The following is a 24256-nucleotide window of genomic DNA, read 5'->3' on the forward strand; positions in this document are numbered from 1 at the left end:
CACGGGGCTATATCATGATAAATGGTAAGGTATTCTTTCAGCAATGTAAAGGGTTAGTTTTTCACCTGATTACCTGTCATCTGAAGGATGAGCGCGGCTAAAATTACTGTGCCACAGCCTATTAGATTATACCACAAAAAGCCGATCTCCGAGAAAAAGTAAAATCCGAATACCACTGCCTCACCTATGATCGCTGCCACAAAGATCGCATTGCCTTTAATATGCTTAATAAAAAAGCCAGCCAGGAATATCCCCAGGATGGTGCCGTAGAATAAGGAGCCCAGCAGGTTTACCGCCTGTATCAGGTTCTCAAACAGACTCGCCACCATCGCCACCCCAATGGCTATGCATCCCCATAAAAAGGTAAGCACTTTACTCATGATCAGGTAGTGCTTATCCGATCCGTTCTTTTTGATGCTCCTTTTATAAAGGTCCACCGTAGTGGTGCTGCCCAGTGCATTGAGCTCACCCGCCGTACTGGACATCGCAGCAGAGAAAATCACTGCCAGCAACAGCCCCACCAGGCCCTTTGGCAGGTAGTTCGTCACAAAATGGATGAATATATAATCAGTATCTTTACCCTCAAGGTCCTTATCCAGGCCCTCCACCAGCTTACCTACCTGGCTGCGGATATTTTCCTGGGTTTCCATCTTTTGCACCAGTTGCTCACGGATGCGGCCGCTCTCCTCCTCACCCGCTACGGCAAACTCATCCAGCAGAGCCCTTTTTTCAGCAAAGTTCTCGTCAAACTGCCGGTTCAGCACCTGCAGACTGTCTGCATAGCTACTGCCCGATACCTCCTCCAGGGCCGCCTGATTAAAGAACACCGGCGGCTTCTCGTATTGGTAAAAGACGAACACCATAAGCCCTATGAGCAGGATAAAAAATTGCATGGGCACTTTGAGCAGGCCATTAAAGATCAGCCCCAGGCGACTTTCCTTTACCGATTTACCCCCCAGGTACCGCTGCACCTGCGACTGGTCCGTACCGAAGTAAGACATCGCCAGGAAGAAGCCACCCAGCAGACCCGACCAGATATTGTAACGGTCGTCAAATTCCATATCGAAGCTCACCACATTCATGCGGTCCATGCTCCCCGCCACGCTCAGGGCTTCGGTAAAGCCTACCTTCTCTGGCAGCAGGTTCAGGATCACGATAAAGGCAATCAGCATCCCCCCCATCATTACCGCCATTTGCTGCTTCTGCGTCTGGCTCACTGCCTTAGTACCCCCCGACACAGTATAGATAATCACCAGCACCCCGATTATCAGGTTCGTATAACCCAGTGGCCAGCCCAGGATAGTTGAGAGAATTATGGCCGGCGCATAGATAGTGATGCCGGCAGCCAGACCTCGCTGTACCAGGAAGAGGAAAGCCGCCAGGGTACGCGTCTTCAGGTCGAAACGGTTCTCCAGATATTCGTACGCCGTATACACCCGCAGGCGATAGTAGATAGGCACCACAAAGACGCTGAGGATGATCATCGCCAGCGGCAGGCCAAAGTAAAATTGCACAAAGCGCATACCATCCTGGTAAGCCTGGCCAGGCGTACTCAAAAAGGTAATCGCACTGGCTTGTGTCGCCATGATAGACAGCCCTATCGTCCACCAGGGCATACTTTTGTCCCCCAGCAGGTACCCTTCGATATTATGACTGCCACGGGTCTTCCATACCCCGTATGACACAATGAATAACAGTGTCCCGAACAGGACGAACCAATCGAGCGTGCTAATCATGAAAAGTGAAGCGTAAGCCAGTAAAAGAATAGGATCAAGGCAACGAGATTACCCAGTACCAGCAGGTACCAGCCCTTCCATGAACTGAAAAGAGGCGGTCGTTCAGAGTCCGCGGGCTGCCCGGACTGCGCAGATGAGCTAGAGTCGGATGATTCCATAAGCGACCAAATTAGCACCATGTGGCCTTAATCTGCAAACAATTGTGATAAAATGCTATTTACAGGTAGAAACCTGACACCTTCCTGAGCCTGCAATGCCTAAATTTGAGATACTTAGAAAAATAGTTTACTCCCTCTCTCTGATAGTACTCCTGTCCCTTATCCTTATGGAGTGCAGGGACTTCCTCTACCCTATTGCCTTAGCCATACTCTTCGCTTACCTCTTATATCCCGTTGGGCATTTCCTGGAAACCAAAGGCATCCCCAGGATCCTGGCTAATGTCCTCTGCATACTATTGCTCGTAGTAGTCGTAGGGGGCGTTCTCTATTTCATTTCTCACCAGGTAGGCAAGCTTACCAGCAACTGGGAAGAAATGAAGCAGCAGGCCATGGATAATATCGATAGTATGGAAGAGCGTTTGGGGCGACCCCTCGCCGAAATGATTGCTCCCGGCCCTGGTCACCTGTCAGATGTGCTGCTGGATAGTCTGGAGGCCGGCGGGAATACGCTCAAGACCCTGTTTACAGCCACTACCGGCACCGTAACCAAGATGGCCCTTATGCCTATCTACATTTTTATGCTGCTCTACTACCGTACCAAGCTGTATGAGTTCATGCTGGAGATCATGCCCGACCGCTACTCCGACCGCACCAAAAATATTGTGCTAAAGGTTTCCTATGTCATGCGTAACTACATCGGTGGCGTCTTTGTAGTAGTCCTGATACTCAGTATTGTCAACTCAGCCGGCCTCGCCATTATCGGCCTTAAGTATGCCATCTTTTTCGGCGTGGTATCGGCTATCATGAACTTCATCCCCTACTTTGGCACCCTGCTGGGGGGAGGCATCGCTCTCCTGGCCGCCCTTCTGCTTAATAGTGACCCCGGCGTGGCCCTCTGGACACTGCTCTTTTTCATTGTCATACAGTTTGTGGAAAATAATATCCTCACCCCTAATATCACCGGTGGCTACGTACAGATAAATCCCCTGTTTACCATACTGGGTATTGTACTCGGGGGGCTGGCCTGGGGCATTCCGGGCATGTTTTTAGTAGTGCCTTTCCTGGCCGTAATAAAGATAATATGCGATCATACAGCCATGCTCAGGCCTGTAGGCAAGCTTATAGGAAAAGGAGGAACAGGAGAGCATGAGCTGACTATCAAAAAAGTAAATCGCTTCTTCCACAGAAGTAAGCACTAGCCCGCCTTTCAGTCGGATTTATTGTTATCACTTCCCTGGCTGCTTTTGTCACCCTTATTGCTCTTTACTCCCATGGAGTCTTTCATGCCGGAGAGCAGACTTTTCCAGCTATAGTTAAAAATACTCTTATGCGTCACACGCCTATTGGATACCTGTCCTATGCGAGGTTCTTCATTCTCGCTACTGGGATTATTCTTCTTAAGAATAAAGCTTTCCGCAATGAATCCCTTTAACTGGTCCAGCAGGCCCGCATTTTCATTTTTGCCAAGGGGCACTATATTTACCCCTTCGTACAGCCAGCGCACATCCCCGCCGGCTTCGTTTTTGTCCAGGTACATGTTAAAATACAGCCCCTCATTCTGGCCACCCTGTACCCGAAGGTTGGCCGCATGCTCCAGCATAGGGTTAGCTATCTCCATTTGGCAGGGAGCCAGCTCTCCTTCAATATGGACCGTATGATCCGGAGATACCATGTCAAACGCATAAGTAACCTCCATAGCCGCCTGCCCCATAAAGTCAGCATTTACCGCCAGCGTGATCACGCTGTCTTCCGCCTGTCCCTCGTTCGTCAGGTGGTCCCCTTTGGCAGATATGTTTTGGAAAGTAATCCGCCCCGGCTCCTTGTTACCCTCTTTCATCTCCTCATATGTGATAAGGCTCCTGTTCACCTCCAGGCTGTCCACCCGGATTATGGCCCCCATCTCCTTTAAGCGCTCCTGTGGCATCGGTTTATCCTTTTTCGGGTCTGGCAGGCGCTGATCCATATATAGCCCCAGGTCCATCTCATCCACCACTATCTTTTGAGCCCTTACCTGGGGCGCTGCAGCAAGCAGACTGTCAGGTAGCAGGCCCTGTACCGTAATCTTACCTACCGACAAGTCCAGCCGCGTTTTTTGATGACCCAGGTGCTGCGCAAATTCCACCTTACCGTATTGAGGTATAAGCTGCAGGCTGTCCACCGTAATTTCCCCTTCGTTCATTCGAAAAGTGGTACCCCCCACCTTCCACCGGTACAGACCTCCCGGAGGGTGGTAAGCGTACTGTGATACAGTCCCGGAAGTCTTTTGCAGTGAGCTTAACCCTCCCTTACCCATGGCCAGGCTCAGCGGTTCCACAGTGATCTGCTCCCCTTCTATATAGTGCTGTTTCCCACCGGACGCACCAAACGTCACTTGCGCCGTACTCAGATCCACTTGCCCCACATGAATCCCTTTAAGCGAGGACTTCTTTTCCTTTTCCTTGCTCTCACTGGTGTCACGGCTCAGTTTGAGGTACGTTATCTCTGGCTGGTCCGCCTGTACCGTGCTCAGGGTCACCTGGTTGTCAAAGAGGTAGTCCCACAGCGAGAAGCCGGTCAGTTTTATGCTTTCTATTTCTGCTCGCAACGTGAAGCGGCTCTTCAGCGAGTCCACTGAGGCAGAGGAGTCCGGGACAATCGAGAGATTGGTGACAGTAACATCTGTACCAAACACCCCCAGGTCGGCTTTGTCAAAAGAAACACTATGAACCTGCCCGCTCGATTTCGTCAGGCTTTTACGAAGCTTGTTCTGCAGGATATTTTCAAAATTGAGATCAAGGTAAAGTAACCCTCCGGCTACGATGACAATGATACCAGCTAGGGTAAAGAGGATGATGCGTAGTGCTTTACTCATATTGAATGTACGGCCAAAAAATACAATGCCTTATAAAGGAGCACAGCGAGGTATTTGTTTAACTATCAGTGGACTAAATATAAAAGGCCCGGTATCTCCGGGCCTTTTAATATACTCCTGTATAAAGTGAATCAGCTTTTATCCACCATTACCGCCTTCGCCCTGTCTGCCTTACTCACATTCTTAAAGAACTCGCGCAGATCAGCATACTGTTCGGGGCTGTAGCGGCCCTTTTTCACTTCAAAGCGGCGCGTGTAAATCAGCCCATCTTCATCCGGTGTCACCGTGCTGTGGTACGTTCCGAATTCAGTTTCAAATGACTCTTCTTCAAAAGGAACCGCCTCGGCATAGAAATTCTGAGGCACTTTATAGCGGATCGTATCCACATACGTATAGTTATACCTGATGTCAATATCCGTCCGGCGCTCCAGGCCGGTATCCTCAATGTCCCAGTCATAGCCATTGATAAGGCGTAGGGGGACAAATAGCCGGCTGCCGCTTTTACTGGCATAGCTGGGTAGCTCCAGTTGCAGCGTTTCCTCTATCTGCGGACAGATATCCCCGCTCTCTTCCAGCTCAAATCCCCGTATGCTGAAATTTGGTATGCTTATGGCATCGTACAGTAGCTTTGCACGTTCGTCCTGGCTGCCGGTATGGTAAGCACCCGCCCGCTTGCTGTAATGTATGCCGCGGTAGTCGCTCACCACCTCAGCCGTCGCATGGCCATCCGGCTCCAGCGTCACAGTAGCCCGCCGGCTCAGTACATTTTCCTCAGCCGAGTAGAAATTCGTGTGCACCACGTGCCCACCCGTTTCATTGATAACCAGTACGTCCCGGTCACTGGTAAAGGTGCCCGTGTACCCCATTGGGTTTGTCTGGCTCGTACATTCAAGCCATATAGTGTCCGAAGCCACAGGTACACAGAGTATCGCATGGTTAAAGGATGAACTGGGAAACTCAGGGTTCATACGTTCTGCCTCGCTTCCCGCCCGGATCAGGGTATAGTATGAGGGAATACCCACCGCCTTCAGCAGCGCATACGTATAGTTACTCAGCGCCTTACAGTCCCCGTATGAGTTACGGTCCACCTCCATGGCCGTAAAGGGCTGGAAACCTCCTATGCCCACCTGAATGCTCACATAACGGGTGCGGTCCTGCATGTACCTATACACCCGGCGGATCTTTTCGCGTGGGTCATCCGTGTCTGCCACCAGCTTTTTCACTTCCGCTACGGTCTCCGGAGGAAGTTCGTCCCGGCCTTCGTTCAGGGTCAGTATCCATTTGCCAAAGTCCTTCCAGGTGCTCATATTGCCCCGGTAGCCGTCCATTTCAAAATCATTCGGCCCCGTAATCACGGCCGGCGTGTACTCCACATAAGGCGGAGACATTTCTTCTTCACGGTAAGCACGTACATCTTTTACCTCCCATGAGTACCTCAGGTCGCCCTTCTCTGTCGTCAGCTTCACCGTGGAGCCCTCCGGCAGGTTCAGCTCATGGTAGCGAAGATACTCTTTGCCTGGTGCCAGTACATTCAGCCGGGCCTCCTGCACACTTACGTCCTCGCTCGGCTGCGGAAACCAGCGGGGGTAAAAAAGAGACTGCTTGTGCTCGATAGTGTATTCATACTCAATAGTATAAGGCAGGCTATGGTGCTCCGGCCGCAGAAACATGACCCGGTTATCATCAAATATCGAGATACCCGATACCGCGCTCCTGTCTGTAAAATCAGCCTTATTAAACTTCTCCACCTTATTGCCCAATGCATCATACATCGTGGCCTTTACCGAGGTGATCTTACTGAATTTGTCGTAGAACAGATAGTTATACCCTATGTAGCCCCCGCTGCTCCTTAGTACCGTCACTACCTCGTGCACATTCACCACCGCATCATGGTTACGCTTTATCTCCACGTTTTGCTCATAAAGACGCACCACCGCCACGGCATTTTCTTTGAGTCCGGCCGGTATATCATAAGCAGGAAAGTCTGCGCCGGACAGACGCAGACTTACCATAATGCCAGCCAGGAAAAGAGTCAGTGATTTTCCTGATATCATATATCCGAATTATTGCTTTTGGAGTACGATCGTTTCTGCCTGTTTCGCAATGATCATCTCATAGAATTTACGCAGGTTGGGGTATTCGTTTGGCGGGAAGGCAAGCTGATTCAGATTCAGTTTGCTCACCACCTGTACCATATTACCATTCTGCATGATCTGGTAGGTATACGAGCCTCCATTGTTCGGCAGGGTCACCTGCTGAGGCTGCGGAGCCTCTACCATGGTGTACCCTTCCGGCAGAGTCAGCGTAAGCATATATGTAGACTGTGTCGGGTAAGGAATGTCTACCGGGAACACCCTGTCTTCCAACTTGAAGATGTTCTCCTCTTCGGCACCCAGCAAAATAGGCTCTATGTAGATCGTGCCTGCATTTGCCTGAGCCTTGTCCTCACTTACCAGGCTGTACTTACGGGAGATATCGTCATACAGGTTCGAGGCGTTTTCTATCTGAATATCACTTACTTCCCATCCTTCAAACTTATTTTTGAGGCTGGCTTTGTAAGCATCCTCTCCACCGGCTTCCGCCATTTCCTGTCTCCAGCTATAGGCGCCGTAGTTTTTGCGTGATTCGGACACGTCAAGTTTCAGGCTGCCATCCTCGCCAATCGTACCTTTTGCCATCGTAAATTCCGTATGGCCGGCAGCAGGGCGCAGGCTCACATACTGCCCGCCGGGCAGCATTTCATGTCCCCTTTCGTTCAGCGCATGAACAGGCAGCATGCCAAAGGGCAGCATTTTATAGGTCGCATCAAGGAAGATACGCTGGTTATCTACGATTAGCTCAGAAATCATATAGTTGTATTCCTCCATAAAGGGGTATACCGGGTGCACACGCCCATGGTCGCGGGTACTAAGGATCACCGGTACAGCGGTGAAACCCGCCTTTTTAAGCAGCGCCGTCAGCAGGAAGTTAATCTCCGCCGTAGTGCCCTGGCGCTCACCATATATTTTTTTCAGAGATGCATCGGGGTAGTAAGAGACCAGATTGTTGTGGTTCATGTGGTTCTTTACATGCTCGTAGATAGCCACTGCCAGGTCTGTTCCCGAGTGCTTAGCCTGCAGGGGAGCAAGCACTTCATCCATCCACTTACGGTCAAACTGTCTGGCGTAAGTATCACGCTTCATCCAGTTGTCGATGATGTTGTTCCAGTCAGACATTACCGAGCGGTAAGCACTGCCGGGCATCTGTACCCCTTCTATCTGCAGGTTTACCTTTGAGGTATAATCATGATACGTCGTCATGAAAGGCTCGTCGCGCAGGGCGGGCATATTCTTTCCCAGGTAGTACATGCTGCTGCCCGAGCACGTAACCGTCTCCGGAGCCCCGTTCTGAGGGCCGCTTTGCCATGAACCCCCGCGTGAGATACTTTGAGCCCCCAGGCGGAAGTTAAACGTACGGCTTGTTTTGTCCACCTGCGCAAGAGGAGCGTAGCCCGTTACATTTTCTTTGAAGAAGAAGTACTCCGGCACATCCACCTGGTACTCTGAGTACTGCACTGGTATATCCGACTGAAACTCCCAAGTGGGTATACGCCAGAATATGTCAGACTTAACCTGGTATTCCACCTCTATGATACTGCCTTCTTTCACATTAGGCATGGTAAATTTTGTGTAGATGGTCGCCCCCCCCAGGTCCTCCTCGTACACGTCTTTTCTGTCCAGCTTGGTTTTGGACATTTTATTACCTTCCAGCGTATAAGTAGTTGCCTTCAGAGAGTTTATCTGCTCATTTAGGCCTAGTTGCTTGTGCAGGGGAATAGTGAAGTCGGCTTTATCAAAGCCTTCCTTGCTGTATATCTTGATCCTGATCTCACGGTCAAAGTAGAGCACAAAGTCATTACTTACAGGGTCCAGGTCTATACGGGTATAACCCTTATCATAAATTACGTGAGCTTCGGCTTCAGGGTCAAGGCGGTATTTACTGCTTCTTAGATCTTCCACCTTCACTTTACCAAAATCGCCGGATCCGGCAAAGGCAGAGGTGAATGCACAGAATAAGCCAACCAACAGGAGAAGTGGTGTTTTCTTCATGTTCATTTTACGGTTACTAAAGCCGTAAAATTATATAAAATTACAGCTAAAAAGTATTGAATTTAAATGACAAAAGCAGGTGAGCCATTGAAATGTAGAAAGGGAAAAGCAGCCCTCTGAGTAAAGCTAAAATGTACAAATAGAGGGCGTGCAGATAATACGTTACGTGGTGAAGCCGGGATGGCCACGCTTTTTTTTAACAAAAAACCCCGGAAAACTTACACGATTTTACAACCGTGGGCGCCTTCAGGGGTCTTAAGGTTTTTGGAAAAAGAGAAGCTATTTTCCCACGGATATAAGGTTGGTAAACAGCCGATAGGCACCAGGTACCCCTGCCGGCAATTGCCTGAACCAGGAGTAGCCGGTGTAGATATAATAGCCTTCCCCGTATCGGGCCACCAGAAGGCCCCCGTCTCTCGGTTCTTCACCCGGGTCATTACTGCTTAGTACAGCGGTAAAGTGATCCTCGTCCCACTCATCGGGGAAATATAGGCCCCTCTCCTGTACCCAGCCTTCAAAGTCCTGCTGCGTAATGCGGTTAGGCGTATTCAATACAGGATGGTCAGGCGACAGCATCCGTATTTCAGCTTCTTCCACCGTAACCCGGTCACGGCTCACCTTCAGTTCATAAGGTGCCAGGTCTTCCGTTACCAGTCCCCGGTTCGTATTATACTGCACGATCACATTGCCTCCGTTCTGTACGTATCCCATTAGAGCAGGCTGGCCAAACTTCAGGGCCTCTACCGTATTATAAGCCCTCACCCCCAGTATGATCGCATCATATCCGGAAAGATCAGTCGTACCAAGGCTCGTGGCATCCAGCATGTCCACCTCATACCCCACTTCCTGCAGGCTGCCCGGTATCGCATCACCTGCGCCCATAATGTAGCCTATCCGTTCCCCCCTTTTCTGAATGTCCAGGCTCACGATGCGGGCTTCTGCAGGCGTGTAGTAGGCCAGCGGTTGCAGGTGGGGGTACTCGATACGGTGCAGCGTACGGCTGTACGTCTTATTACCTACATTGGCTATGGCTTCCATTCTGCCCACATTGCCTCCCGCCGGAGGGGTTACAGTGAAGGTCACCTGATCCGACTGCCCCTTCAGGCTCAGCGAGAAGTCCCTTTCGGCCGGCTCCACTGTCCACCCGCCGGGCACGCGCAGGCTTACCGTACCGCTTACATTATCCGTGCCCGCCGATACTACCGCCGTTACCTCCTCAGCCTTGCCGGGGCGAAATATGTTCACCTCCTCCTGCAGGCCTATGCTCAGTGCAGGCGTTACCTCAAACTTCCGGTACTGCTCTCCCGCCACAGGGTCAGTACGTTTATATAATAACGTAGTCTGGTAAGTAACAGGCTGCTCCATTACCCGGTAGTCCCATGAGGCTACCAGGTGGTCCGGTGAGCCGGGCAGGCCTATCAGTTGCTGATCGTCTACCGCGTACATACCCAGAGAGGCACTGTCCTTAAGCCAGTAAGGTTCACTCACCGCCGCATCCTCAGGCAGGCGGGCCTTGATCGTCATCTCAAAGGACGTGTTTTGTGCCAGTACCTTGTTCGGAGCTACAGAGATGCCCAGCCCCGGCAGGCTTATGTCATTTAGCGTTACCGGCGTAACCGAGCGGTTTACCGCTTCCAGCCTAAGCGTAACACTGTCCCCCGGCACCGCGCTGTAGTCATCCGCCGTTACTTCCATATACAGCCCCAGTGCGTCCTTGATCAGGGCCTCAGTCTCCCTCATCTTCACCTTCTTCCAGTAGCTGTCAGGCAAGCCCTGCAGCGCTTCCCGCGCTTTAACCAGGTGAGGCACTATCGCCGCGGGGTTCCGCATATCATATTGCTCGATGGCCTTTTTAACATGGGCACCTACCTTCTTGCCACCCTTTATCCTGTCCCAGTCAGTATTTATGCCGCTAAGCAGGTCCTTGTTATCCATAGAACCTTTCAGCGGATCCAGGTACTCCATTTGCCTACCCCTGCTGGTGCTGGCGCCAAAGCCCTGGCTTTTGTGCATGCTGCGGCTCCTGGCAGCCATTTCCGTATAAGACTCGCCCAGTACCGCATTGTAAGCCCCCACATCCACACCCAGCAGGCCCGTAGTGTCAAACTTTTCAGGGCTGCCGTAAAACCACCACGACGTATTGAATAAGAGACGCGCAGGCTGCCACGGCTCCACATACGTTAGTTGCGCAGGAAATCGGGACGGGTCGCCCGCCGCCTCAAACGCCTCCTCAGCCAGTATGGCCGAAGCCGTATGGTGCCCATGAGTGGTACCCGGTTTGGTGTTAAACCGCGTAATCATCACATCAGGACGAAACTTACGGATCGTCCACACCAGGTCCGCCAGCACCTTTTCCTTCTCCCATATGTCAAACGTTTCGTCAGGGTCCTTGCTATAGCCAAAGTCATTGGCACGGGTGAAAAACTGCGTTCCCCCGTCTATCTCGCGGGCTTCCAGCAGCTCGTTCGTACGTATCAGGCCCAGGCCTTCCCGTATCTCAGGGCCCACCAGGTTCTGGCCGCCATCCCCGCGCGTCATTGCTATATAGGCCGTGTTCAGCTTCTTTTCATTAGCCAGCCACGCAATCAGCCGGGTATTTTCATCATCAGGGTGAGCAGCCACATAGAGCGCACTGCCGAGTACATTCAGCTTTTGCAGGTCATGGTATATCTCTGCCGCATCCGGCTGGTCAGGCTGCCTTGCCGTCGCGGCAGTGCAGGGGATTCCGCTAATGAGCAGCGCCAGTAGTGCTATCCGTAGGGTTTTCATATAAGGAGGTAGCAATAAGTTATCTTCTGTTGAGTCTATGGCCCTTGCCAGGCAAACGCCGAATTTAGGGATTGTATGCATAAATGAGAAATCCACGGAAGAAACATCAGCACCAAGCCGGTGATTACCGCAGATCTTGATTCACACCATTTGGTTTACGCGCTCACCCGCCTCATGGTTAGGCATATCCTGGCCGGCCCCGCTTTTTAGTTGTTCAGAAAGGTCCTATTTACCCCTCGTATCCGCTATCACCATTTTGATCTGCCCATAGCTTATCTCCTCTCCCACCTCGTCTTTCAGGGGGCGTAGCGCAGCCGTACCGTGTAGCGAAATAGCCTGCCTGATCTTTGCCTGAACCGCCTTATCCACCATGTCACCAATAGCCAGAGAGCCTTCTGCCACAAAGTGAGCCAGGTGCCCTTCTATAGTGCTTTCCGTCATGTCCCTGCGGTCCGCAATCTCCGTAATGCTGTAACCTTTCTTCCACATTGCCAGACTTTCCTTCTTCGTATCCGTCGTAGCGCGGCGCTTTTTTCGCCCTCCGCCAGCCGTCTCCCGCGGCATCAGGTGCATTCGCCCGGGCATGTCCCGCTCATCCGCATAGGCCGCTATCTCTTTTAAAAACACCTCCCCGTACGCCTCAATCTTGGTAGCGCCAAAGCCCGCTATACGCTTCAGGTGGTCAGGGGTTTCCGGCAGGTAAGTAGCCATCTCCCGCAGCGAGTTGTCCCCCAGCACCAGGTAAGGAGCCACCCCCTCGGCCTTCGCCATTTGGCGGCGTACCAGCCTGAGCCTTTCGAAGAGAATCTCTTCAAACCCGCTATCCGCTTGTTTGTCAAGCCCCTGCGCAAGCGTGTCATTCGTGGCCCTCAGTACGTAAAAATTTTCCTCACCCTTCAGCAGGGCCGCACTTTTTTGGGTAAGCTTCAGCGTTTGGAATTTATCCGTGGTCACCTCCAGGTAGCCCTGCTGTATCAGCGCTTTGTAAATATCGCGCCAGCCCTTACTGTCATATTCCGCACCTACCCCATAGGTCTTGATCTGCTTGTGCTCCTCCTTCACGCTGGATGAGCGTGAGCCCGTCAGTATCTTCGTTAGGTACACCTCACCGTATTGCTGGCCCGTGCGCACCACTGCCGAGAGAGCCTTCTGTGCCGGTACCGTGTTTTCCTCCCGCTCATAGTTAGCCAGGCACACATCACAGTTACCACACTGGTCCGGCGCCTTCTCGTCAAAGTAGTTCAGCAGGTACTTGCGGCGGCAGGTAGTCGCCTCGCAGTATTTGGCCATCCGGCTCAGCTTATGCTTCATGATCGCCGTCTGCTCCTCGTTGCCGTCCACCTCTATAAAGCCCTGCAGGCGCACCACGTCCGCATACGTATAGAACAGCAGCGCCCGGCTGTCCAGGCCGTCCCTTCCCGCACGGCCCGTTTCCTGGTAGTAGCTTTCGATATTCTTAGGCAAGTCCATGTGCACCACAAAGCGCACATTACTCTTATCTATCCCCATACCAAAAGCAATCGTGGCCACTATGATACGCACCTCGTCCTTCAGGAAGAGGTCCTGGTGGCGGTCACGCTCCTCGCGGCTCAGCCCCGCATGGTACGGCAGCGCATCATACCCCGCATCCCGCAGTTTGGCCGCCGTAGTTTCTGTAGATTTTCGGCTAAGGCAGTACACAATGCCCGCCTCATTCGGGAAGTGCTGCAGCCACGTCACCAGCTTGCCAAAGCTCTGCTGCTTAGGAATCACCTCATAGCGGATATTAGGCCGGTTAAAGCTGCTCAGAAATACCTTCGGGTCCGGCAGGCACAGCTTGTCCAGTATGTCCGCCCGCGTCTGCTTATCCGCCGTTGCCGTCAGCGCCACTACCGGCGTATCAGGAAAGTTCTCTTTTAATAATGATAGAGACAGGTAATCCGGGCGGAAGTCATGCCCCCAGTGCGAGATACAGTGCGCCTCATCTATGGCAAAGAGGCTTACCTTCTGGTTTTTGAGAAAATTGAAGAAGGCCGAGTTACCCCCCTCCTGCCCCTCCGGTGCAGCCAGGCGCTCCGGCGCTATGTAGAGCAGCTTCAGCTCATTCTGCCGGATCATCTGTATGATCGATTGCTGTTCGGCATAGGGCACCGTGCTGTTCAGGTAGGCCGCCTTCACCCCGTTTAGCCGCAGCGCATCCACCTGGTCCTTCATCAGCGCAATAAGCGGACTGAATACCACCGTAAGGCCCTCCATCATAAGGGCAGGCACCTGGTAGCAAAGCGACTTACCCCCGCCCGTAGGCATAAGCACCATAGTGTCCTTACCGGAGCATACGCTATTGATTATTTGCGCCTGGTTGCCGCGGAAAGCGGTATAACCGAAAGTTTTTTGCAGAATGTCGAGGGCTTGCATGCGCGCAAATTACGGGCATAGCCTCGTCTTTTGCCAATCAAATATGAGATCAAAGGCTGAAGTGCATCATGAGCCCGGTTTACCCGCAGAAATTTTTCCCTTCCCGACGGCGCCCGCCTTGCCGTTAGATTAAGAATGTAAGCAACTAAAAAAAATGGCACGTTAGTCATTCCCCACTCTCTGGGAGAGGTCCGACTTTCGGGGACAGAAGGAAAAAGATGGCACACTTTTTCCTTCAGGGGCGGGCGTGCACCAGGTTCCGCTACTCTCCTGCCCCTATATCGAGTTCACTGCCGCGTTACACTCCGGCCCTAAAGGCAGTGCCCTACCCGACTATCTACCCCAGCCCCCTTCGCCGCGGCCTGGGTACCTTAAAGGAGCTTTTGCAGGACCGAAAGGGGACTTATAACTGCTTTGATGACTTTGTCAGTATGCCTGCTATGTTAAGAGAAGAATTTTTTAGCTTAATCTGACCATACATAGCCCCACCGGGGCGCCGCCTTTGTAGCATATCGCCGCCGAAAAGACCTAAGTGCCATAGGCACGCAGCCCCGCCACACCTGACTTTATGCACATGGCCCTATGAGTGGAATACAAACCCCCATTCAATACCATCAAAATCAACTGATATTATGTTAAAATTCAATAGTATTTAATTACTGAGGATGAGGGCGTGTAATCTCCCACAAACAGGGGTATTGATTATGTTTAATGAAATGGCCTAATTGAATATATAATCACAGGATATCCTTGCCTGTAATAACCTGAACATGAACCACCAACATCATCAACCCGATAAACTATGAAAAACCTCTAAAATCAACCGGATACACCTTTTTTAATCATTCCAATCAATATTTTCCGCTTATGGGGCAGGTTTACGGGAAGCGTGCGATCCTTAGCCCCTGTTCAAAGGCTGTTATAAATAACATATGATACATGTAATGGAAAAGGTATGTCTCAGTACTTATATGCTTACATATTAATCAATTTATTAACTAACCAATAGTCTATGAAAACCACAAGACGTATAACGCTGGTAATGGTGTTATCATTATTCGCATTCTGGTCATGTAACGAAGATCCATCCCTTGAGCCTGTTCATCAAACCGACCCTGTCGACATCAGTGCTGAAATGATCCAGAAGATCAAAGACGCCGGTGTGAGCGTGGAAGGCCTCCAAGAGTTCGACGATTACTACATTGCCGAGGGAGACATCATTTTCCATAAGGAAGACCTTAAGCAAGATCATGGCCCAAGCACGGAGCAGGCCCGGTCCGATTATATCATTGCACCAGCCTACTGGAACATCAAGGTTTACCTGGATGATGCCTCATTCAGCTCCCTTAATCTGAGCAATGCCGTTAACGATGCCATCTCATCAGTTAATGGTATTGGCTCAGGTATCTCCATGTCAAGGGTATACTCCGCTTCTCAGGCAAATATTACCATACGCCGCAGCAACCTCAGTTCAGGCATATGCGGCATTGCCGGCTTCCCCACCTCATCAGGCCGGCCTTACAGCCTGGTGAATATTAATGAGAGCTATATGATTCAGAGAGGGTATACCAGTGATTCGCGCCTGACCCAGCTCGTAGCTCACGAACTGGGACACTGTATCGGATTGCGCCATACCGACTGGTCATCACGGAACGAACCCTTTGCCAATACTATTGCCGGCACTCCTACCTCCGATAGTAATTCGGTGATGAACAGTACCATTTGCGGGCTTAGCTGGGTAGGCTGGTCATTTTACGACAAAGTGGGCGTAAAAACCCTGTACGCCACCCAGGCCAATGCCGGCAATAACCTCGTGCCAGGAGAGCAGCTTTCCACTAATCAGTTTATCCAGTCTAATGATAACCGCTTTAAGGTAGTCATGCAGAGCGATGGGAACTTTGTCCTGTATAAGTATAATGTGCCGATCTGGTCCAGTAATACCGGCGGCACCTCAGCCACCAAAGCCATTATGCAGGGTGATGGCAACCTCGTGGTATATGACAACAGCTTTAATGACTACTGGGACTCCGGTACCAACAATCGCCATAATGCCTTTGCCGTAATACAGGACGACGGCAACTTCGTGATCTACCAGGGCGGTACCGCCTTCTGGGATTCCGGCACAGCGGGATATTGAGTTATTTGACCGGGTATCACAGACAGCCTCCAGTGTCCTCACCGGGGGCTGTTTCTTTTGTTAAAAAATGAGCTATATGTTTAGGGTCATATGCATGTCTCTCTGGCATCCGGCCGGCCATTTATTGCTCAAAGCAAGATGAAGTTTTAAGGCCCTGGTCCCGTTATGGCTAGGCCTATCAAGCTAACCTCCACCCCCCCTTCTGGGCTCCACAGTCGTTGAGCTAACCACCAAAATTCCCTTCCTGGGCTCCATAGCTGTCAAATTAAACACTCAAATTCTCCTTCTGGGAATCCGACTGATACCTACACCGCTGGGGGTAGAAAAGTATAAAAAGCTGTTTTTCGGGTAAATACAACTTTTTATCTCTGCCTGCCTTACCTTCACAGGCTAAAAATAGATAAGCCTATCTTAGCCAATTACTGCTCTTATTGATTCAATACACACCTGTCCTAAATAAATACTAGAGAGGGAAAAAGACTGGAAGGCAACCGAAGTTGCCTTATATTATAGGTAGTGAATCAATAATATATCCAGTCATGTCAAAAGTAACACTTTTCAGTCAGATAATCAGCCTTCTTCCCACGGCTAACTTTAGAAGAATAGTCCAACATCATCATTCGGACAAGCACAGCAAAGGTTTGATCACTCGTCACCACCTTATATCGATGCTGTTTTGCCATCTGGCAAAAGCAGACTCAATTAGAGATGTGGTGCAGGGCATGAAAGCTATGTCAAAAAACATCGTTCATTTGGGTATTGATCGAGTCCCCAGTAAGTCCTCTATTGCTTACATGAACAAGCATCGGTCCTGGGAGGTCTTCCGAGACTTTTACTATGAGTTGCAGACACACCTTCAGTCCGGACAGCCCTTCAAACGGACTGGTATGAAACGCCTGAAGCGTAAGGTGTTTATTTTGGACAGCACTACAGTTCCCTTATCGCTGCAGGCCTTTGACTGGGCCCATTTCCGCAGTAGAAAAGGGGCTGTCAAGCTACACACCTTACTGGACTATGACGGCTGTCTTCCTGCCTTTATCGACATGACAGAAGGCAAACAGCATGATATTCAGGCTGCAAGGACAGTAAATATACCCAGTGGTAGTGTATTGGTAGCAGACCGGGCTTACCTGGACTTCAAGTGGTTAAACGATTTGGACAGCACCAGGGTGTATTTTGTGATCAGAGCCAAAAGTAACCTGAAAGCACAACTGATAGCTGATTATGCCATCAATGGTTACAAGGCTACAGACATCATCAGTGACCGGGATATTTGCCTTAAAAGTCCCCGGTCGGCAGAAGCGTATCCGGGTAAACTCAGGCTGGTACGTGTTTGGGACAGCATACAGCAAAAGGAGCTCACCTTCCTGACCAATAACTTCGACTGGCAAGCAAAAACAGTTGCTGATTTGTATAAAAGCCGATGGGAGATCGAGGTGTTCTTTAAGCAGGTGAAGCAAAACCTGAAGATAAAGTCATTTATAGGCACCAGCCCCAACGCTGTGCTCATTCAGGTATGGACGGCTATGATCGTGATATTACTACTCAAATATCTGAAACAGAAAGCAGCATTCAACTGGCATCTGTCCAATTTGGTCACCTTCCTTAGAGTAAGCTTGTTCCTTAAATTAGACCTATATAAATGGCTGGACAGGCCAAGCTTTAGGGAAGACACACCTGCAGAAATACAATTAAGCTTATTTACGTCTAATAATATTAGGGGGGCTTGATTTTGAAATCAGCAAAAAATCAGCGAATAGGAACCAAAAAGAATGATTTATACCTCATTTCAAATCGTTTAGGACGGGTGTGATTCAATAGTAAAGATCCAGAGGCCCGGCGCAATTTGTGTCCTAAATTGAAATTATTGCAGCGTATAATAGATTCACCAATTATATATAAGTATGTCTTATCAATCGCCTCCTGATAATTTCAAAGTCCTTAATATTTTTCCTTTTAGTAGATTGGTAAGCAATTCCGCCAAATCTCATTCCCAGGTAGGTTGCCGTATTTCGAAATGGCATTTCAAACCCATCGGGACATTTTTTATCCGATCCTACAGAAATTACAAACATAGTTTTACCCCTCAGCCTTCTTCCTCCTGTTTTGTTAATAGTAAGCAAGTCTGTGATCCTGTCAAAATAGTCTTTCATCAGTCCGCTCATAGTATACCAATACACTGGGGTGGCAAAAACTATAGGGTTATGAACGGCCATAAGTGAAGCTATTTTTTCAAAGTCATCATCTTCTGAATACTTTCCCGAATAACAATAAGCACTTATTTTTCTGTCTTTCAGATTTATCAGTTTGTGTGGTATGCCTTTCATAACTTCTTCAGTAAAAGTAAGGGTGTCACTTTCTTTTCTATGACTCCCTACTATTACCAAAGGTTTCTTTCTAAGAATAACATTTTTATGGTTAAGGCTAACAATAAGCTGGCTGTTGCTAGGCTTGTATTTCTTTTTTATCAAACCATATATAAGGTTTCCTGTCATTTTTGTAAAGGTGGGTTTTCACCCCCTCTTTAGGCGTAGTAGATAGCGTGTGTCTCAAATAAAAGTCATCCTCAACCTCATAAACATCCAAATCCTCCTCGGTATCTTCACTGACCCTATTATAATAAACAAGCTTTTCTTCTTCAGGCTTGAACATACCCATCGCGGCCACTCTTACATATTCAGAATTATTTGGTCCTGAACGGTGGATCAGAGATTGGTCCATTATAAATATCTGACCTCTTCGAACCGGCACGGGCTCCATATAATGTTTTTCTATTACATCTACAAACGCTTCATATGGAAAAGAACACCGTTGGGCTCTGGGTAATCTATGGTATTTGTGACTACCACGAACCACATGAACGCAGCCATTGGATTCATCCACATCTATTAAAGGTATCCACATAGTAATACCTGTACGATTACCTTCATAGGGAACCATAGTGGTATCAATATGCGTACCTAGTATAGAATCTTCAGCAGTAGTAAGTTTTACACCATACCCTCCATAGAACTGTTTATAATTATAGAGATATTTATCCGCTACAGGCTTGGTTACATATTTAAATAGTTCATTCGCTTTAGCTCTATGTTCAATATCTCTTAGCTCAATGGTGCTTATATATGTTTTTCTACCATACTTATCTTTGTTCTGAACGAAGAAGCTTGTGAGGTACGCCAAACCTTCCTCATCGATCGTGTCATCCAGCACCAGAAAGCCATCTTCAAGAAATTTTTTCTGAAGATGAGGATCATTAAAGATCTTTTTTTCAAGGCTACTTATATTAGGAAGCACTGTTTTATTCATAATTTTACACCGAAACGGACTTACGATTTAATTGACGATAAATATCCAGGTTCTTAAATACAGTGGCAGGCACATTGAACTCTGTACAGGAAAATACCTCCCCGTGGTCCTCCATTATAATAAACCCATCACTCTCATTTTTAAGGGCGTCCCGTAACATAAGACCTGTTTCATACTCACCGTAAGATGCTATAGGCATCTTAATTTTATGGCTAAATTGAGGGTTTCTTGTAAATTGTTTGCTAGCATGTGTATGCAACAAAGAGTTGACTTCCGGCATGTCCTTAAAGACTATAGCAGCCTCTACCGAATCACTTGAAGGCATGAATTTCCCCCTATACTTAAGTAAGTTCTTCGAAGGGTCATATGATACCACCTCAGCTATACGTTCAATATTCAGATTATCCTTATAGGTTTTAGTAGAAGTCACATAAAATCTATCTGTATCAGGAACCCTTACTGCGAAGTATCCATCCGAAGGACTTCTGTGATACAAAACATAATCACGATATGCAGCAGCACAATTTTCAAAGTATTTCCTGATAGGTGCAGATAACTGAACGGGGCTATTATCTAGACACTCTGCTTTGTATTTTACTCTTACGCTATCACAAATTGAATTGTCTACAATTTTCTCATGACCTACCACATAGGTGTTATCCTCCTGCTGTACAGGTCGCAGAAAGTTTATTCTGTCATTTGATAATCTTTTGTAAAGATTTATCATTTCCTCATGCGAAAGCATTTCGGCAAGACTACTATAGTTAAATGCTATAGATACGGCAGTATAAGTATGTAAAGCAGTGAGTCCGAATTCCGCGACAGATCTGGTAAATGGTTTGTCCGAAACTATAATCAATAGCCTTACAATCTGTTCACCTAAAAGAATTTTACCTTCATTAATATCACTGATCGGTTCATAAGTAAAGCCGAACTTCTCTGAAGCATGCTGAATACCATTGCTGATTTTCTCATATTCAGAATGATCATCTAAATTTAAAAGATGAACTAGTACCTCTACTTTTCTTAATGGTCTGGAATAGTCATAAAAAAATCTTTTCATAGGAATAGTTCTATAATTATTGAGCTTTTAAATTCATTGAACCAAACTTGCTTATCATTACCCTCAAATTGAGGTAATGCGCTACTGAAACCTATTAGGTTTGCTAAGAAAATAACCTCTTTAGCACAGTATATATTTTCAATGGATACAAAGGATTTTTCAACCTTCTCTTGTTCTCTTTCTATAGTAAGAGATACGTTCATAGAAGCCTTATAATCCAAATTGTCCCATTGGATTGCTCCGTCTGGCCATATACAGTTTATTTCTTCATCTGAATCAGTAGTTTTTTTCCGGTCGCGAATACTGTCGTTAGTAAGGTTTCCTGTTATGGCAGATATGTCATGTACTTCAAGAAATACCTTTCCAGAGGCTTTGATCAGTCTTTTACACTGCCGCAGCATCTCATAAAGGTTTTCTCTGGACAAGTAGCCAATACTATATCTCAAACCCAGTATGCAATCGAAAGTATTTTCTGAAAACTGCTTAAGGTCTGTAGGAATACTGCCAATATAATATTCACCAGGACTACCAAATCCTTTATCTTCTGCCAAATGTTTCATGTGCGGGCTACTCTCTATAGCTGCTACATAATCATTGTGTCCGGACTGAAATTCTATTCCATGATAAGCCGGACCGGCAAAAAGCTCTAAAACTTTTTTTTGACCCTCATTTGTGTTTAAGCGGTTTCGAATCAGTCTGGTTTGAGCAGAAAAATCCCTGTCATTAGCTATGACATCATAATACCGAGAGTATTGCTGGTAAAAATCCTGTATCATAATCACGCAGGAATATTGTTTAGCCAGTATTCATCGTCTTCCACCCTTTCAGATTGGGCACTATATGACATGGTGCTGGCATGAGATGTATAAGTCTCCAATTCCTGAAGGTGAGAAGGAAGAACTTTATAATAATCTGCAATCTCTTCAAATAACTTTTCGCTATGAAAAGCCAGGCTATCAAGGTTTAACTCATTAGCCTTGAAAGCATAAAGATATTTCTTCATGATCTTTAGGCAGAAACCGGACAGACCTTCAAACCAATCATTAATTTGGTTCAGCTCTTCAGTACTACTTTTATCTCTGGAATAATTCAGTTTGGTAAGCTTTTTATTCCACTCGTAGGCTAAAAGTCTATATATTTCCATTAGTGCTTCCAATTCAGCACTGAATACTTCTGCATCTTCAGGTTGCTCCTTCTGTTTCAGATCGTGCAAAACATATGTTTTGCCAGAAAGCAAGTTCTTTTTAGCATCTTCTTCTTTCCTTTTCTTATCCGGTCGCCAATTGCTTTCAAAGGCAAATGTAAAGCCGGGCACACCTATAAGTCTAGGCTTCTCAATCAGCAATGTTGTTATCTTTTCCAGATTTGTTTCCAGAGTTGATATGGTAGTATTCCTGTTAAAGGTAATGAAGCTTAAATTAGCATAGATATCATGCTCTTTGAGCTTATCTATACATTCTAATGTTACCTCTACGGATAGGTTTTTATTTAGAGCATCAAGATCACTCTGGTCAAGAGATTCTGCCCCGACGAAAACCTGTACTAGTCCTGACTCCTTAAGTAAAGCAAATTCATTAAAGGCGGTCAGTGTATCTGCCCGACAGTATATCTTATATTTTATACCGGGATAATTCTCAATAATTTCTTTTAACAGCGCTTTTTTCTGGGGATAATCATCAGGATTTTTACCTATGAATTCGGAGTCATAGAATACGTAACTTCTTATTCCCAGATCATAATAATAGCCGATATCCGCTAGTACATCTTCATTTGGCCTCATGGACCAGCGTTTATCGTAGTTTTTGCCCTGATTTATAAAGCAAAAAGAGCAAGGAAAGTGACACCCTCTGGTGGTCTCCAGAGCGGCTTTGGCTCTCTTCGCCGTAGAGGGCGAAAAAGAAAAGGTATGAAAGTAAGGATCTGCCGTAAGGCCATTGCCAAAGGTGGCTCCGGTGGTATCAAGGCCAATCTCCTTTGCCAGGGCTATTTCACTCTGGTGTACAAATTTAACGTTTTCCGGCCATCCCGTCATTTTTTTGAGGCGGGCTACATGTCCGTACACATAGACATTGGCGTTTGTTGCCTGCGTGAGGTTTTTACAAAGTCTTTTTACGTAGTGAACATTTTCACCTGTTTCTCTAACAGCTATAACATAATCTGTTATGCCATCTATAAGTAAATCTTTTAAGCTGGTATCTCTTACAAGATGAAAATCAAAAAGGTAAAACTTCTCAAAACCTATGGACTTAAAATAGCCCATAAGATAGGTAAGGATAGGTTCCTCTGCAATATCAAGATTGGCATATTTATATAGATAAGGAGCCCGGATAAGGCATAGTTTTTTATTCATAGGTTTAGTAGTTTTTCAGCGTTCAATAGTATGCGCCTGAATAATTCAGGCGCATAAGAATGTTTACGGCTTTAACGCCTCGTCTACAAAGACATCTCTGGAATCTACATCCAGGGACTCCTGATGAAATACATTAAGGCCTGCTTTGAAACCTTTCATTTCTTCTTTAGAAAAACCAACAAGGTTCTCCAATGACTTGTCGTTTTTTGATTGCATATGATCTTGAATTATGTATTTTATTAATGAATGTTTTGACATTTAATGTTTATATAGTTACTACTATCTTACCTCTGGCATGCCCAGTTTCACTCAATACATGAGCCTGTTTTATATCTTCTAATGTGAATGCCTTTCCTATAACAGGTTCCAGAACTCCACCTTCAACCAGTTGAGTGACTTTATTAAGCATCTGTTTATTTGGATGGGCCCATACATGATAGACGTTTATGTCATATTGGTCGGCTACTTCTTTGTCAGGTATGTCTGTAATAGAAACAAGAGAGCCTCCCTTTTTCAATACCTTATGAGACCTTTTTTGCACATCTCCTCCTATAGCTTCAAATACGACATCTAAATCAGACAGTGCCTCATCGAACATGACTGTGTTATAATCAATACACTCATGTACTCCCAATTTTGATAAGAATTCATGGTTTCTGGAAGATGCTGTTGCATATACTGTAGCTCCCGACAGCCGTGCCAGTTGTACGGCCATAACCCCGACACCGCCCGCCGCTGCATGAATGAGTACCTTTTCCCCTTCTTTCAAATTATGTTTCACATACAATCCCTCTATAGCGGTAATACATGACACAGGAAGGGAGGCTGCCTCTTCAAAACTTATATTTTTGGGCATTATGGCAATATTGGATGCCGGCACGGCCGCATATTCTGCATAACAACCCATGATGGCTGTGTCGATGTATCCATAAACCTTATCCCCTTCTTTAAATTCAGCAGAAGCATCCGGGATCACTATCTCACCGGCCATATCCATACCTAAAACTAAGGGTTTGTCTAATTTCTTTCCGGTACCAAACTGCCTAATCTTCCAGTCCATAGGATTGACGGCACTTGCATGGATTTTAACCAGTACCTGATCTTTTCCCGGTTTGGGTGTGTCAATTTCTGATATCTCTAAGACAGAAGGTGCACCAAAATTTTTAATTGTTACGGCTTTCATAGGTATGAATAATTTTTAAGAACGACGTATAAACTCCTATATTATAATACTTGAGGGAAAATTGAAATAATTATTGATAAGTAATAGCGAGATAGTGCATTTAGTATGTCTTAACTTAATAAAATGTAGTAACATCCTCTGGCAGGTTTATTAAGTAAACTATGGAGTCTTTGCAGGTAGATGAATGACATCATTAACTCTGGATTGATAGAGTTGATGAA

At 47.3% G+C, this 24256-nt stretch carries 16 protein-coding genes; 3 read left to right on the forward strand and 13 right to left on the reverse strand.

The features are described from left to right. Positions 1 to 53: 53 nt before the first annotated feature. A complete protein-coding gene (locus AB9P05_RS19635; RefSeq protein WP_371911372.1) occupies positions 54 to 1733 on the reverse strand; it encodes a sodium:solute symporter in 1680 nt (559 codons plus the stop codon). Between the two features lie 256 nt (positions 1734 to 1989). On the opposite strand from AB9P05_RS19635, the gene AB9P05_RS19640 reads away from it, so the two are divergent. Beyond that, the gene (locus tag AB9P05_RS19640; protein WP_371910542.1) at positions 1990 to 3093 is read left to right on the forward strand and encodes an AI-2E family transporter; all 1104 of its coding nucleotides are present in this window, start codon (positions 1990 to 1992) and stop codon (positions 3091 to 3093) included. A gap of 8 nt (positions 3094 to 3101) precedes the next feature. Here AB9P05_RS19640 and AB9P05_RS19645 read toward each other — a convergent pair whose 3' ends face one another. From AB9P05_RS19645 to recQ, 5 genes are all read right to left on the reverse strand, one after another. After that, the gene (locus AB9P05_RS19645) at positions 3102 to 4745 is read right to left on the reverse strand and encodes a hypothetical protein (RefSeq protein ID WP_371910543.1); all 1644 of its coding nucleotides are present in this window, start codon (positions 4743 to 4745) and stop codon (positions 3102 to 3104) included. 131 nt (positions 4746 to 4876) lie between these two features. After that, a complete protein-coding gene (locus AB9P05_RS19650; RefSeq protein WP_371910544.1) occupies positions 4877 to 6799 on the reverse strand; it encodes a DUF3857 domain-containing transglutaminase family protein in 1923 nt (640 codons plus the stop codon). Between the two features lie 9 nt (positions 6800 to 6808). Further along, on the reverse strand, positions 6809 to 8833 hold the full coding sequence (locus AB9P05_RS19655; protein ID WP_371910545.1) for a DUF3858 domain-containing protein: 2025 nt from the start codon (positions 8831 to 8833) through the stop codon (positions 6809 to 6811). A 279-nt stretch (positions 8834 to 9112) separates the two neighbouring features. Beyond that, a complete protein-coding gene (locus tag AB9P05_RS19660) occupies positions 9113 to 11683 on the reverse strand; it encodes a PIG-L family deacetylase (protein WP_371910546.1) in 2571 nt (856 codons plus the stop codon). 144 nt (positions 11684 to 11827) lie between these two features. After that, the gene (gene recQ / locus AB9P05_RS19665; RefSeq protein WP_371910547.1) at positions 11828 to 13996 is read right to left on the reverse strand and encodes a DNA helicase RecQ; all 2169 of its coding nucleotides are present in this window, start codon (positions 13994 to 13996) and stop codon (positions 11828 to 11830) included. 1012 nt (positions 13997 to 15008) lie between these two features. Between recQ and AB9P05_RS19670 the strand changes: the two genes are divergently transcribed. Both AB9P05_RS19670 and AB9P05_RS19675 read left to right on the forward strand, forming a co-directional pair. Further along, the gene (locus AB9P05_RS19670) at positions 15009 to 16133 is read left to right on the forward strand and encodes a M57 family metalloprotease (protein WP_371910548.1); all 1125 of its coding nucleotides are present in this window, start codon (positions 15009 to 15011) and stop codon (positions 16131 to 16133) included. Between the two features lie 539 nt (positions 16134 to 16672). Continuing rightward, positions 16673 to 17863, forward strand: coding sequence for an IS4 family transposase (locus AB9P05_RS19675; protein ID WP_371910549.1), 1191 nt, complete (start codon positions 16673 to 16675; stop codon positions 17861 to 17863). Between the two features lie 162 nt (positions 17864 to 18025). On the opposite strand, the gene AB9P05_RS19680 is transcribed toward AB9P05_RS19675, so the two are convergent. The 7 genes from AB9P05_RS19680 to AB9P05_RS19710 all read right to left on the reverse strand — a co-directional run bounded on the left by AB9P05_RS19680 (position 18026) and on the right by AB9P05_RS19710 (position 24035). Then, positions 18026 to 18628 (reverse strand): flavodoxin family protein, encoded by a 603-nt coding sequence (locus AB9P05_RS19680; protein ID WP_371910550.1) that lies wholly within the window; start codon positions 18626 to 18628, stop codon positions 18026 to 18028. Beyond that, positions 18579 to 19439, reverse strand: coding sequence for a phytanoyl-CoA dioxygenase family protein (locus tag AB9P05_RS19685; protein ID WP_371910551.1), 861 nt, complete (start codon positions 19437 to 19439; stop codon positions 18579 to 18581). Before AB9P05_RS19685 ends, AB9P05_RS19680 begins: the two co-directional genes overlap by 50 nt. A gap of 4 nt (positions 19440 to 19443) precedes the next feature. Continuing rightward, a complete protein-coding gene (locus AB9P05_RS19690; protein ID WP_371910552.1) occupies positions 19444 to 20502 on the reverse strand; it encodes a hypothetical protein in 1059 nt (352 codons plus the stop codon). Continuing rightward, complete coding sequence (locus AB9P05_RS19695) at positions 20499 to 21278, reverse strand: class I SAM-dependent methyltransferase (protein WP_371910553.1); 780 nt, start codon at positions 21276 to 21278, stop codon at positions 20499 to 20501. The genes AB9P05_RS19690 and AB9P05_RS19695 overlap by 4 nt, the downstream gene beginning before the upstream one ends. A gap of 2 nt (positions 21279 to 21280) precedes the next feature. Beyond that, positions 21281 to 22852 carry a radical SAM protein gene (locus AB9P05_RS19700; protein WP_371910554.1) on the reverse strand — a complete coding sequence of 524 codons (1572 nt, stop codon included), beginning with the start codon at positions 22850 to 22852 and terminating at the stop codon, positions 21281 to 21283. 63 nt (positions 22853 to 22915) lie between these two features. Continuing rightward, entirely contained in the window at positions 22916 to 23068 is a 153-nt protein-coding gene (locus AB9P05_RS19705) for a hypothetical protein (protein ID WP_371910555.1), read from the reverse strand. A 49-nt stretch (positions 23069 to 23117) separates the two neighbouring features. Next, positions 23118 to 24035, reverse strand: coding sequence for an NADP-dependent oxidoreductase (locus AB9P05_RS19710; protein ID WP_371910556.1), 918 nt, complete (start codon positions 24033 to 24035; stop codon positions 23118 to 23120). Positions 24036 to 24256: the final 221 nt, after the last annotated feature.

It is taken from the genome of Roseivirga sp. BDSF3-8 (assembly GCF_041449215.1).
Lineage (GTDB): Bacteria > Bacteroidota > Bacteroidia > Cytophagales > Cyclobacteriaceae > JBGNFV01.

Coding starts and splice junctions, on each gene's coding strand:
- AB9P05_RS19680 (WP_371910550.1), bottom strand. CDS start 18,628: ATGACAGGAAACCTTATATATGGTTTGATAAAAAAGAAATACAAGCCT.
- AB9P05_RS19660 (WP_371910546.1), bottom strand. CDS start 11,683: ATGCATACAATCCCTAAATTCGGCGTTTGCCTGGCAAGGGCCATAGAC.
- AB9P05_RS19685 (WP_371910551.1), bottom strand. CDS start 19,439: ATGAATAAAACAGTGCTTCCTAATATAAGTAGCCTTGAAAAAAAGATC.
- recQ (WP_371910547.1), bottom strand. CDS start 13,996: ATGCAAGCCCTCGACATTCTGCAAAAAACTTTCGGTTATACCGCTTTC.
- AB9P05_RS19705 (WP_371910555.1), bottom strand. CDS start 23,068: ATGCAATCAAAAAACGACAAGTCATTGGAGAACCTTGTTGGTTTTTCT.
- AB9P05_RS19690 (WP_371910552.1), bottom strand. CDS start 20,502: ATGAAAAGATTTTTTTATGACTATTCCAGACCATTAAGAAAAGTAGAG.
- AB9P05_RS19650 (WP_371910544.1), bottom strand. CDS start 6,799: ATGATATCAGGAAAATCACTGACTCTTTTCCTGGCTGGCATTATGGTA.
- AB9P05_RS19670 (WP_371910548.1), top strand. CDS start 15,009: ATGAAAACCACAAGACGTATAACGCTGGTAATGGTGTTATCATTATTC.
- AB9P05_RS19675 (WP_371910549.1), top strand. CDS start 16,673: ATGTCAAAAGTAACACTTTTCAGTCAGATAATCAGCCTTCTTCCCACG.
- AB9P05_RS19645 (WP_371910543.1), bottom strand. CDS start 4,745: ATGAGTAAAGCACTACGCATCATCCTCTTTACCCTAGCTGGTATCATT.
- AB9P05_RS19710 (WP_371910556.1), bottom strand. CDS start 24,035: ATGAAAGCCGTAACAATTAAAAATTTTGGTGCACCTTCTGTCTTAGAG.
- AB9P05_RS19700 (WP_371910554.1), bottom strand. CDS start 22,852: ATGAATAAAAAACTATGCCTTATCCGGGCTCCTTATCTATATAAATAT.
- AB9P05_RS19695 (WP_371910553.1), bottom strand. CDS start 21,278: ATGATACAGGATTTTTACCAGCAATACTCTCGGTATTATGATGTCATA.
- AB9P05_RS19640 (WP_371910542.1), top strand. CDS start 1,990: ATGCCTAAATTTGAGATACTTAGAAAAATAGTTTACTCCCTCTCTCTG.
- AB9P05_RS19655 (WP_371910545.1), bottom strand. CDS start 8,833: ATGAAGAAAACACCACTTCTCCTGTTGGTTGGCTTATTCTGTGCATTC.